This is a genomic window from Arthrobacter sp. AG258 (assembly GCF_004364695.1).
Taxonomy (GTDB): Bacteria; Actinomycetota; Actinomycetes; order Actinomycetales; family Micrococcaceae; genus Arthrobacter.
Map to the genome: position 1 here is coordinate 391,303 of NZ_SOBI01000001.1, position 13,036 is coordinate 404,338.

Sequence of the window (13,036 nt, forward strand, 5' to 3'; positions counted from 1 at the left end):
CGCAAGGCCCAGCACCAGACCAAAAAAATCCTATAGTCGGGTCAATCATACATGACGGCATCTAAGGCGGGTGCATAATTCCACTTACACACCCATTGTGGCCGTTAACTATTACACATAAATCCGGCGTCACTCTAGCTCACCGAGAAGGATTAACGGGTCACGCCGCTCTAATGCTCTTACCATGACTCACCAAACGCAAAAATCCTAGCAATTCGCGCATGTCGCTGCGAATTGACGGCATAAGGAGCGAAAGAAAATAAACGCCCAATTGAATCACCACAACAACAGAAATCGACTGAAGCGGGATATCACTACTGAAATAATCGAGTCCGATGAAACCAGCTCCCACCGACAGGCAAAAGAGAGAGAAAACACGAATGCTTGTCGTGCCAATAATTTTAAAAGAGAGCTTGAATAACCGCTGAAGCCATACCAGAAGAAAAGGCCAGGTTGCAGCAAGGGACGCCGAATAAGCCCAAGCTATACCCTGGATTCCCCATTGACTACCAAAGATCACCGAAATTACTACCGCAGTTTTCGTGACCAAGTTATATTTCAGAAGCGAACCAGTTTCGCCGCGAGCGAGGAATGCCCAATATCCCACGAAATTCATTGTCTGGAAGATGCCACCCACCGCCAGTATTCGAAGAACATTCCCCGTCTGCTCCCAGCCAAGCCCAAGCGCAATATCTACGATCGGCTCACCGGCCACAACAACAAGCCCGAAAACAACAAGCGCTAAGTACGTGAGGGCCAAATGAATGGCGCTTAGGAAGCGCATAAACTTGGCATCCTCGAATTGTACCCTTGACAGTATCGGGAGAACCACATTCGTAAGTGGTGCCAAAAGCTGATTGACCGGCACCATGAGGAGTTGAAAAGCGCGATTGTAGAAACCTAATGATTGCGCGCCAAAACGTATTCCAATTATCATCGAATCTGCATTGCTTGCAAAATATCCTAGAACTTGAGAAAAAGCAAGATTCTTCCCGTAACCCAGATACCGTGTGATACTGACGTTTCTGCTGGGCAACCCAGGAAACCACCGGGCGGTAGCAATTATTGCGATTGTGAGAACTGCTACGATACTTATCTGTTGGAAAGCAAGGGCCCAGTAGCCGGCACCTTGCAAGGCCAATATCACCGCTGCAGCAAGCCCCGCAAACTGAGCTGATGATTCTGCAATTGCAAGAAGCGTAAACTTGTAATGGCGCACAAGTTCGACGCGAAATTGAGCCTGAACACCATTCAGAACGAATGTGGCAGAAGTTACAACTAATACTACAGTTAAGCGTTCATCCTCGAAAACAGTCGCTAGTCCGGGCGCAGCAAGAATCAAAATGATCGCAAAAAGGCATCCTATGGCGGTATTCAGCCAAAATAGGTTCGTTTTCTCCTTGCGAGGTAGTACGTCTGCCTGGATTGCAGCGTAGGTAAGACCGAAATCGCGGAAAAGGTCCCCAAAGGCAATTACCGCAGTAATTATTGCTATAAGCCCGAAATCCGCAGGGGACAGCAGCCTCGATAGGACGACTAGTCCCACAAGTTGGGTCAGTATCTTGATGCCTTGGCTTGCCAGAGTGACAAGCCCACCTCTCACACCGGTTGACCCTAGTGACATATCCCGTTCCGCCTCAAGATTCGTTTTCATTTGGTGACATGCTCAGCGACCGCTTGTCGCCTTCTAGACTTCAAGCCGCATCGTGCTATATGTATTAATTGCCGGTGGTGGCGGGAAACTTAGCTGCTAATCTAAAGTTCTTACGCGCATCACTTGAAACTTGCTCGAGTCTCCGAAGGATCGTTTGTCGCCGTGCTGATTCGTCGTGTTGAACTGAGTCGATGAGCTCAATGATTTCTGTGGAAATTCTCAAACTTGGTTCCACTGCATATTTCCCGAGATAGAAGAAGCCGAGCATGCCTTCTACCTTCCCCTGGGTGGCCAGGGTGATCGCTGGCGTTCCTTGACCGAGGGCTAGAATCGCAAGATGCATCCGTCCCGTAACCACTACACTGGATAGGGAAGCGAGCCACGCTACATTCCGCGGGGTCCACAATCGGTTTACGAGAAAAACATCCTCTCTTCCAAAAGACAACTTAAGTTCCCGAGCCACCGCCAAGTCATCATCACCTTTACGAATGACGTGCGGAAGAATGGCAACAGCAAAGCCCCGGTCGAGAAGTGCTTCAGTGATCTTGACATACTCAGAATGGAGGTCGAACCGGCGCGCCAACAATCCGCTGGTATTTACGATTGCGATTTTCCGGCCTTTCGCAATCATACTGTCAACCCAAACCGTGGCCTCTGGGGCTGGTGCCAAATGTCGCAGTGCAAACACTGTGTCAGCCGTCAGCACAGTATTCTCACAGGCAGTGCTCTGGATCCGCTCGAACGACAGGGGGTCTCTTAGATTCAGGATTGCCCTTTTGGATACTCGCTCAAGCACTCTTTGAGCGCTTGCGTTTGCATGTCCGTTCCAGCTGAATCCCAAAATCTGACTCGGAACGTCCAAAGCCACCGCCATCCTGAGCAGCTGACTCCTGAGTACCGAATCACGTCGCGAATAGCCTCCATCCATGATGTCGGCTCCCACGATGCTCACACTCGAGGCATTCTGTACGAGGTCTAGAAACCTTAGTCTGGCTCTTATCCGCCCAAGGGGCCAGCCGCTCAATAAACCTGGCAGCGCAATCGTCGAAACTCTCGAGCTGCCCGATTCCGACACATGAAGGTCATGGCGATTGTTAACGACGGCAACTATGTCTCCTCCTACGTTGTCAACGTAGGCATCGAACATTGCTTGGTCCCCCAGGTTTCCGTTTCCAATCGTAGGAACAATAATGGAATAGCGCTGTTCGGATTTTCGATGCCCTCGGCGAGCCTTGAAAGCTGCCAAGGCAACTTCATCTACAAAACCTGATATCCGGAGATAAGCCCGTGATTCAATAAGACCCGTCAGTAAGCTACCAATCAACTTTTTAATCTTCATCAACTTCCAACCTGAATTTATATCAGTACATTCGTGAAAAATGGCTTTTCCAGAGCACAGGCGACGCAGCATTAGCCGTACGTGCGTCCGAACTCACAAGGGAATCATCACCTCAGTAAATGTCAACTATGGACAGTCATCAATTCGGAGATATCGCGTTTCGGCGAACGGGCCACTCGGTAGCTTGATGGCGCGTGGCCAATGGCTACCATCATGATGATTTGCTCAGCATCTTCAAGCCCGGTTGCTGCACGGACCACCGAGGCATGCTTGTTCAGCACAGACATGTTGAGCATGCAGCTCTGCAGGCCGACGCCGTGGAGGGCGTACACAAGACTCATAGCGAATACGCCCCCCTCGATCCAGGGCTGATTGCGCTCACTCGCACCGGCGAACATGCGGGTGTCAACAGTGATAAGTCCGACACACGGCACCTCATGCCTGAACCCGGCATTGCCGTTCTGATAGGCAAGAACATTCGAAACATGATCGCCCAAGTAGAAACGAACCTTCCATGGTTGTCTGTTACACACCGAAGGGGTCGTCGATGCAAGCCTGGTAGCCCTGGCGAGCAGGTCCTGGCTCACTGGTCTGTCTAGATCGAATTGGCGAACACTCTTTCGACTGTTAAAGAAGGTCTCGACAAACCCGATGTCCCATTGCGGCGTTACCAACGACTCCGAAGTCGGAGCGATTTCTTCATCGACTCCGTGTCCGCTATTCCACAGGCCAAGAGCTTCAGACGCCTCGATAGCGAAACGTGTGTAGGGTGCCTCGGGATACTCCGCGCTGGCAACGGGAAGGAGCATAGAAAGCCTTGCCATAACGTCTGCGCCAAATTTAGACCGCGGGTGGCGAAGCGCAAGCCCCTTTTCGACCCGGTGATAGTCCTTCGTCAACTGGCACTCCAGGTTTCGACCGCGCAAAGATGAACTGACGTGGCCGTCTTGCGGTGCCGCGTGGCGGAAGTAACGCCTGGAGTCCCTGACGAACTCAACCGGGCCTCTCATAACGGACAGTAAGTGCTTCAAACGTCGAATTGAGTCCTGGGAACGATTAGTCTCGTAGGGTTTACGCACTCTCATATCTCCTTCTGGGTGAGTACAGTACAGACATTCAACCCGAAAAATCGGTTTGCGACGCGGTGTCAAATTCCATAGATACCATCTGAACGGTCGACCGGTAGTTGATGGATAATCAGTTTGTGTTAAATCTTCTACTAATCACATTTCGAAGCTAAAACCGTTAGCTGTGAGAACGCCCTTCTCCAGCCGGCGCCAAGTAAATGTCCTGAAGTTGCTTGGCAAATTGCTCATCACCATAGGTCGCGAATGCCCAGGCCTTGGCCTTTGCGGCAACGCCATGACGAATGTCCCGGTTTCGGAGTGCCCGCAACAACGTTTCGCGGAACACATTCCGGTCATCTGTAACAGCCAAATAAAGATCCTCAGAGCCGATGCCCTCCGCACCAATGGCTGTCGAAAGGATTGGAAGACCCCACAGCATGGCTATAATATTCTTAAACTTCACGCCGGCGCCGTTGAACATCGGCGAAATAAATACATCTGCATCTCTATAGAACGGTGCCAAGTCGTCGACCCGACCCGTGACTAGGACATCGTGATGCGTCTCCGAAAAATTTAGTAACTCCGGTGAAGGCCCTGCCCCAGCAATCACGAGTCGACAATCGGGAATCTCAGCCTTGACGTCTCGCCAGATCTCGTCAGCAAACCACCTTATGCCCTCATCGTTTTCAGGTCTCGACATAGCTCCCGTGAACAAGATGCAACGGCTATTCTTCGAGGAAGCTTGGCTTCTTGCCTCCAGCATCCCATCTTCCATTAAGGGCGGGCTAACAACACGGACATCTGCCGAGCGATACAAGTTCCGGACCAAGCCTGCATCTTTGTCACTAAACACCAAAATGGTATCAACGGAAGCGAAACGCCGACGCTCTGCTAAGACTGTGAAGACGTAGCGACCAAAGTAGAAGATTCGAGCCGCAGTGCTTTTCTCGGACTTGAAGCGACGACGCCAGCGCTGAGACAAAACATCATGCGCAATAAGCGTCTGTCTGGCTTGAGGCGCAATTCTTCTGAAATAACGAGACAAACTCGCAGATTCCGTCCACTGAAATTCGATCACTTCAGCGCTCTTCGCCGCAACGTTCATCTCCACGCATCTACGGGCCCCTCGTTCCACGTCGAGACCGAGAGAAACGCCTCGAATAAACTTAACGAGTAGCAGCCAGGCACCGCGTATTCCGAACCATTTACTGTCGTCGCAGCCAAATACACTGAGCTTATACTGCCTATCGTCGACATTCCTGGACGCGTCCGCATTGTCATTCGAATGTGGCGCAAAAACATGCAAAGAGGAAATTTTGGCGAGATATCGATAATGCCGATAAACATATTCACCGCCAGCATGCGGTATTCCCGAGTATGGTGCAAAAAGTGTCAGAGACAGGACTTTCGGCCCTGTCGGCATTACCGTCATTTCATCGATCTCTCGTGGTATTCTTTTTCTAAAATGCGGACTCGGAAAACGGCGCATTGCCCTTGAATGCCTTCACTCCGTGTGTTTTAGGTTCCGAAGGTAGACGGCCAAGACCTACCGTCGGGGAGCTCAACGCCGAGTCCTTTTCGCCCAATTTGCCGATTATCGCCACAAATCCCAACATGACACAAATCGCACCAAGATTTAGCACATAGTAGACAAGGCCCCCTTTCAGAAGCCAGTTGTAAAGACCGTAGGCGACTACTGCGGATATGAGTAATGAAAGCGAAGACCGGTATGTGGCATGATGTGCAAAAGCAACCCAAGCCCCCACGAGAATCATGGCAAGCACCGCACTCACGGTGCCAAGCGAAAATACTAACTCGGAATAGCCGCCAATTGTAACTGGGGTAGTCCATGCCGACGATGACGGATCGGCACCTATTATTTCCGCAGAAATTGCCCTCTCGAATGAATACGCGAAAGATGTGTCACCACCGAAATACTTCTTCGCATAGTAAAATACATCGTTGAGTAGACCATTGGGCATGTACCACTGAGGTCGGCCCTCAAGGGCAAATTGAGCAGGCTGCGCTCCGACGACCGTAACTCTGTTCAGCAACTGGCGCCAAAGGGGAACATTCGTATTTTGATAAGTTGCGTAGGTGGTTGCAACAAAGAGCCCATAGACAACTGGGAGAACAGTCAGCCACCAGTATTTCCGCGCAAACACGCCGATGCGCACAGGCGTAGGATTCACCAGAAAATAAGTGATTAGCATCGTAAAAAGCATTGCAAGCATTCCACTCTTGAAACCGGAAAGCAGTGCCGATAAAATATAGAAACCAGTCGCCAACTGCCAAGGCCGATAGTTTCTCCATTCAACACCAAGAATCTTTGCGTTGACCGAAGCGAGTATCCAAGCTATTGGTATGCCAAACAAGAACATTCGACCTGGTATACCAAAAAAGCCCGATGACGTGAAATCGAATCTTTCTACCTCGATTGAGCTCGAAAAGATCGGTATCCCCCCAACGACTAAATGGTACATACCGAGAGTTCCAGCGGTGACTACAACGGCCATTACGGAGGAATCTGAAAAAGTACTACGGATGCTGGGGGCTCGGTCCCTTTGCTGACGCAACAGTAGGTATCGATTTGAAGCGGCGTAACCGAGAATCAATCCTAGGACACCAATTCCATATTCGTGAGCTATTTGCCATGAGGTAACCCCATCAGTTGCCAAAAGACATAGGCCTACGTAGACGAGCGTGAGATTATAGGCAAGAAATACAATCACGTTGAATCTGATTTGAAGCACGGCGAGAAGGCCCAGAATAGCCAACAAAACCATGCAGGAAATATTGAAGACCTCGTCAATGTTCATTGGAATGATGGCTCGTTCGCTGGGCGCCAACAAAGTCCGTCGACAACTCCAAGGAAGACGGCGATACCCGCACGAGGTCCTTCCAGCAGAAACGTCTTTAGGCCAAAAACGCATCGTAGGGCCACTATCAGTGGCCACCGTGGACGGAGTTCCCGATGTTTGCGAAAGAGCACAATGGAACTACGAGTTCCATGCCTATACGTAGTCACTGATTTTCTATCCTCACCGCTGCTCCCCGTTGTTAGTCCCCCCGAGTGAGCTACTGCTATCTCGGTCAAAACATCAACTTTCGAGCTAGGAAGGCGGTTTTTCATTCTGAGGGTCAAATCAGCTTCCTCCCCATAGAGAAAAAAATCTTCCGAAAAACCACCCATTATTTCCCAAGTATCAGCGGATACGGCAAGAAAATGCCCACCCGGGTAAATTAAGATGGAGGTAGGCAGGTCAGCTCCCTCGTATAGCTGGCGGCTGCTTCCAGTAGTTATGCTGACTGAGGCCAACCCGCTTAGGTTGTTGGACCCATGTCTCGTGGGCGTGCCGAAGATCGAGCCTGCACTATCTCGTACCCTGGTCATGGCTCCAGCCAGGTTGCCGCTTAGGAACACAACATCAGGGTTTGCGATGAGGACAGTTTCAGGTTTGTAGGCTCTAAGTGTCGCCCAACCCAAATTATTGCCCCTGCCGTAACCCATATTACTTTCACTTCGTACTATTTTCAGAGCAGCGAAAGCGCTTGCTAAGTCCCTTAGGTCGTGAACGAGGGTTTCGAACTGTTGATCGCTACAACTGTTGTCCACAACACAAACGTAAGTTTCGCAACCGGATCCAGCTGTACGAAGCGAATCGAGTAAGTCCTTCACCTGACTCGAGGAGAAATAATTGACGACTACCACGCCGAGCCGAACATCATCGGTTCCCATTGTCATCTCCATCTGATAATCCAGCCCTGGTCTATTACGTTGCACCCCACGTAAAGCCCCCGTCTTACACGGGACATTCTACTGATCGTCCCGTTATTGGTTGAGCGCATGATAGGAACTGAGGAAGCAGTGATGATTCGAGTAAAGCCAGAAGCCCTCCCCCCAAAAGATCTAAACTTCAATGCACAGATTCATTTCGCGCGGCGGGCGCGGATATCGCGAGTGTCGTGGACACCCACTGATGCAGACGCTGCTCAAACTTTTCCCGAGAGAATCGTTCTGAATGCTTTGCAATGGAAGTGCAATCTAGAGCCAGAGCTCGATTTACGGCGGACAAGAGAGATTCATCATCATCGGGTTGAAAGTGCGCGCCTGTGATTCCCTCCAGAACTGATTCGCTGGCGCCTCCGATTAGGTTCGAGACTACGGGTGTTCCAGTGGCGATAGCCTCTACCGGCATGATGCCGAAGTCCTCAACTGGTGGAAAAACAAAAACAGCTGCTCGCTGGTACAACGCTCTAAGCAAGTTGTTCGATGGACTCAGGACGAAATCAACACTCACGCAGGCATCCCGTGCGAGGTCACGCAAGCGCTGCTCCTCGGGGCCGGCACCGGCGATAACGACAGGCGTACGGGTGAGCTCACCCGCGCGAATTGCGAGATCCAGTCGCTTGTAGGGGATGAATCGCGAGGCTCCCAGAATAAAATCAACTGGCAGAGTCTCCAGGAGAGATTTTTCGTCGTCATCCAAACAGGCGGACCAATCAGCTACACCACGAATTTCGGTGACCTCAACAGGGGGATATATTACGCAGGCGTCGCGCTTCCAGTTCTTCAAGACTCGCTGGCGTACAAATTCGCTGTTGGCTGCGACAGAAATTGCTTCTTGGGCTCGGAATCGATCCAACGGCTTTAGCAGCACGGACGCCGCACGCGCCAGCAGACTGTCTCCACGTTCGTCGAATTCAGGTTCCCAAATGTAACGGGCCGGAGTATGCACATAAACAAACTTTGGCATGCCCTTGGCGACGGCCACGTGATGAGCAAATAGGTGGGAGCTAACGATGGCTATGTCCCACTTCCTTCTGCGGGCATGAGTCCTTCGCCATACAAACGGCATCAGCGGGAGCGATAGGACTTTCCGTCCGTGAAAAGGTCTAGATGATAGAACCGTCTCCATTACCCTGCCATCTCCTTGCAAAGTAACGCTCTTATCGCGCCAAAGACACAGTAAGTCCGCTCCGTTGAAGGCCTGACGGATAGTGGTGGCGACGTTCTCGGAGCCACCTATGGACGCGAACCATTCGTGAACTACTAGCGCCCTTAGCTGTGTTGATTGTCTCTTCTCGTAGGACATGCTCGCCCATCCCCTCTTGGCCAGAAGCCAGCAAAATCCGTTCGTCCCAATGAGTGTCTTAGTTGCCTAAGACGCAGGGCCCAGCGCGTGTCGGTCGGTTGAGAACTAATGATCAGCGTGGGTGGAAGTTCTCAGTATAGATTGTCAAGCTTTTGTCGAGATTCAGGCCCCGTTTGTGACGGAGAGGGAAGTCCTCCGGCTTGTGCTACTCCGGCAGGTTCCCGGAGTGCCCTCGCGGCCAGTAACATACAAGCGGACATCGAAGAATTTCATTGCGTGGGGGACAAGTGGGAGCACAGCACGAAACTAGAGTGCGAGCATTACCTGGACGCGATGTCTGGAGACGAAGGTATGCTGTTCGCCTGCGAATGCTCGATGGAGCCGTCATTGTATGGGCTGTGGTGGGAGCCTACGGCGTGCGCTTTGGTTTCGCCGATGTCGAGCACGGCCAGATCCGCGATATCGATTACATCGCCCTGTCCGCTGTTCTAGCATCGGCTTGGTGGATCATGCTCGGCGTTTGGGGTTCTCGTGAAGCAAAAGTCCTCGGTTCCGGCGCCGAGGAGTACAAACGCATCGTTGCCGCGTCTGTCTGGCTATTCGGCCTACTGGCAGTGGTCTCCTACGCGCTCCGGATAGACACGGCCCGAGGATTTGTGGGACTGGCCTTCCCCGCGGGCGTTCTCGGTCTTGTAACTGGGAGATGGCTTGTTCGCCAGCATCTGAGCCTGGAACGACAAAGGGGCCGAAGTGCTTCAAGGGTACTAATAATCGGCGGTCCTCACTCGGCGGCCCATCTCGCCAGGTCATTAGCAAGTGCACCCTCTGCTGGGTACCTTCCCGTTGCCGCACATTTACCTGGATCAAATTACTCGGAGCGTCTGCTTGGCATGGACGTTCCTATCACCGGTGTTGAAAACGATTTTTCCTCGATCCTCTCAGTAATCGTCGAGCAAGGCGTTGATGCCGTGGCAATTTCTGCTGGCGTAAACATGCATCCGACAGATCTTCGTCGCCTTGGTTGGGAGCTAGCTTCGCGAGACATCGGTATGATTTTGGCGCCGGCGTTAACCGACATAGCGGGACCGCGCATTCACACACAACCCGTAGCCGGACTCCCTCTGATACATGTGTCTACCCCCAAGCTGACCGGCGGCAAGAAAGTCGCAAAACGCGCTTTCGACATCGCAGCTGCCGGAACACTTGTGCTTCTGCTGTCTCCGCTCTTTGCCGCTGTGGCGATTCTCGTCAAGCTGAGCAGTCCTGGCCCTGTCTTCTATCGTCAAGAGCGCATCGGCCTCCGCGGAAGTACCTTCGGAATGCTGAAATTCCGGTCAATGAGAGTCAATGCTGACACAGAGCTACAGGCGTTATTGGATGCACAGGGCACCTCCGATCGACCGTTGTTCAAAGTCGATAATGATCCACGAATTACTGGCGTCGGACGCGTGCTCAGAAAATACTCGCTAGACGAACTACCTCAGCTGCTTAATGTCCTCGGCGGCAGCATGAGTCTGGTAGGTCCGAGGCCGCAACGCGAAGGTGAAGTCGCACTATACGACGATGCGGCTCATCGGCGCCTTTACGTCAGTCCGGGCATGAGCGGTCTCTGGCAAGTAAGTGGACGCTCGAACCTCAGCTGGGAAGAGAGCATCAGGCTTGACCTGTACTACGTAGAAAACTGGTCGCTAACGGGGGATTTAGTAATACTCGTGAAGACCTTCAAAGCGGTGTTTGCAAGTACCGGAGCAGTATAATTGGGTGGCACAACCCAACGTGCGATTTTACTGAGAGGTCACGGGGCACTAATACGTCCTCTCACAGTTTTCGAGGGTCTCGTCATGGCGCTTGAGCACTCCCCGAAACTCAACGATATCCGCAAAGGAGTTGCCGCATGGGGTTAGAAGTTCCGGCCGCAGGACAAATCATTAGTACTAAGAAGTCCAAAAAATTCTGGATAGCCGGAATTCTTCTCATGTTTATGGCCGTCATCGTAATCGCCAGTGTTTTTTGGCTCGCGAGTCGAGCCACGATAATTAAGACGGAGCTCGGCGCCGCTGAAGACTTAGTGCAAGGTCTCCGTAAAGACATCACCTCCCATGATCCTGAAAGCGCGAGCGTAACGGTAAAGCACATAAGGGAGAAGACCGCCGCGGCGCGGGATGCGGCTGACGATCCTCTTTGGACCCTTGCCTCATCGGTGCCAGTAGTTGGCCCAAACTTTAGCGCTGTTGCTGAAATTTCGCGTTCAGCAGATGACATCGCCACTCTGAGCGTTGCGCCGCTAGTAGCTGTTTATGGCTCGATGAACTGGGACGAATTGGTTCCCAGCGATACCGCAACAGATCTTGATGCACTCCAGCGAGCTTCTCCTAGCATTTCAGCTGCGGCACAAGCGGTCAGCAATTCAGCTGCTCGCTTGAATCAGATTGATTCAAGCGAGCTAGTAGGACAAGTAGCCGCACCCCTGGACCGTCTTCGGCAAGAACTGACGTCAGTCACTGGTGCAGTAAGCATCTCTGCTGATGTTGCAAAAACTGCTCCCGGTATGTTGGGAGCCGATGAACAGCACACATACCTTCTAATGATCCAGAATAATGCGGAGGCTCGCGCCTCGGGTGGCATTCCGGGCGCCCTCGCCGTCCTCACACTCGACAAAGGCAAGCTCTCCTTAGGACCACAGAGCAGCGCGGGCGACGTTGGCGTCATCTCACCCGTTATATCGGTGGATCCACAACAGCAGCAGATCTATTCCAGCCGACTCGGCAAGTACTTGCAGGACGTCAATCTCACTCCAGACTTTCCAACGGCTGCAACTATCGCCCAGGCGATGTGGGAAAAGAAGACTGGGCAGCGCGTGGATGGTGTCATCTCGATTGATCCAATAGTCCTGAGCTACATCCTCCAGTCGACGGGACCAGTTTCCGTCAACGGACCCGAACTCGCAGCCGTGAAGGCATCAGGTCTGCCCACTGTACTGACCGGTGAAAACGTGGTCCCAACGCTTCTCTCCGACGTCTACGCGAAGATCAAACAGCCAAAACTCCAAGACGCCTATTTTGCGGGTGTGGCGAAGGAAGTTTTCTCTGCGCTTTCCAGCGGCAAGGGAGAAGCCAAAGGCCTTATCAGTGGCATCACCCGAGGCACCGAAGAAGGACGTGTTCTCATCTGGTCCGCCAAAAGTTCTGAGCAGTCCGTCATCTCCAAGTACGCTCTGAGCGGCTCCATCTCCGGCCCTAGTGTTTCCCCCGCCCAGTTCGGCGTGTATTTCAACGACGGGACGGGCGCCAAGATGGACTACTACGTCAAACGCACCGTAAAGCTCATCAAGGAGTGTCCGGCAGACGGCTACGAACAGACGACGGTCCGAGTGACCAGCACCAATACGGCGCCAAGTGACGCTGCCACTTCCCTGCCGGCATACGTCACGGGTGCAGGAGCATTTGGGGTCGCCCCCGGCACTGTCCAAACGAACGTTGTCGCTTATGGTCCCGCCCAAGCAAACGTCGAGTCAGCCACCATTGACGGCCAGAAAACCCCGTTTGCCCCATACATCCATGCGAACAGGCCAGTAGGCGTTGTTGCCCAGCAACTTGCGCCTGGCGAAAGCAAAACCGTGGAGTTCACTTTCGGGAAGATCGTCCAGCACACAGAACCTAACGTGGTTGTCACACCGACTGTGCAGCCTGTAAAGGACGTTATCCTGCCTACCGAAAATGCCTCGTGTGATCCTGGTCAGTGACGGTCGCGTTAACACTATGTAAACCGACTGGATTGAGGTTGGTTACAACGTATCCGGGATGGTACCTTCTATCTGGGATATCTATCCGTAGTTCTGCACATGGTCTCGTGCGGAGGGGGCATCTCCCCAAAATCGGGT

General features: G+C 52.4%; 8 protein-coding genes. 2 read left to right on the forward strand and 6 right to left on the reverse strand.

The features are described 5' to 3' along the window. Positions 1-160: 160 nt before the first annotated feature. The 6 genes from DFO47_RS01785 to DFO47_RS01810 all read right to left on the reverse strand — a co-directional run bounded on the left by DFO47_RS01785 (position 161) and on the right by DFO47_RS01810 (position 8,835). Positions 161-1,654 (reverse strand): lipopolysaccharide biosynthesis protein, encoded by a 1,494-nt coding sequence (locus DFO47_RS01785; RefSeq protein WP_133830457.1) that lies wholly within the window; start codon positions 1,652-1,654, stop codon positions 161-163. A 64-nt stretch (positions 1,655-1,718) separates the two neighbouring features. Further along, positions 1,719-2,993, reverse strand: coding sequence for a polysaccharide pyruvyl transferase family protein (locus DFO47_RS01790; RefSeq protein WP_166651655.1), 1,275 nt, complete (start codon positions 2,991-2,993; stop codon positions 1,719-1,721). Positions 2,994-3,115: 122 nt separating this feature from the next. Further along, positions 3,116-3,892 (reverse strand): nitroreductase family protein, encoded by a 777-nt coding sequence (locus tag DFO47_RS01795; RefSeq protein WP_166651656.1) that lies wholly within the window; start codon positions 3,890-3,892, stop codon positions 3,116-3,118. Between the two features lie 346 nt (positions 3,893-4,238). Beyond that, positions 4,239-5,165, reverse strand: coding sequence for a glycosyltransferase (locus tag DFO47_RS01800; RefSeq protein ID WP_243835319.1), 927 nt, complete (start codon positions 5,163-5,165; stop codon positions 4,239-4,241). Between the two features lie 355 nt (positions 5,166-5,520). After that, positions 5,521-6,879 (reverse strand): hypothetical protein, encoded by a 1,359-nt coding sequence (locus DFO47_RS01805; protein ID WP_133830461.1) that lies wholly within the window; start codon positions 6,877-6,879, stop codon positions 5,521-5,523. Between the two features lie 1,098 nt (positions 6,880-7,977). Next, positions 7,978-8,835, reverse strand: coding sequence for a glycosyltransferase (locus DFO47_RS01810; RefSeq protein WP_347876392.1), 858 nt, complete (start codon positions 8,833-8,835; stop codon positions 7,978-7,980). Positions 8,836-9,524: 689 nt separating this feature from the next. Here DFO47_RS01810 and DFO47_RS01815 point away from each other — a divergent pair. Next, a complete protein-coding gene (locus DFO47_RS01815) occupies positions 9,525-10,913 on the forward strand; it encodes a sugar transferase (RefSeq protein WP_133830463.1) in 1,389 nt (462 codons plus the stop codon). A 137-nt stretch (positions 10,914-11,050) separates the two neighbouring features. Beyond that, positions 11,051-12,898 carry a DUF4012 domain-containing protein gene (locus DFO47_RS21050; protein WP_166651658.1) on the forward strand — a complete coding sequence of 616 codons (1,848 nt, stop codon included), beginning with the start codon at positions 11,051-11,053 and terminating at the stop codon, positions 12,896-12,898. Positions 12,899-13,036: the final 138 nt, after the last annotated feature.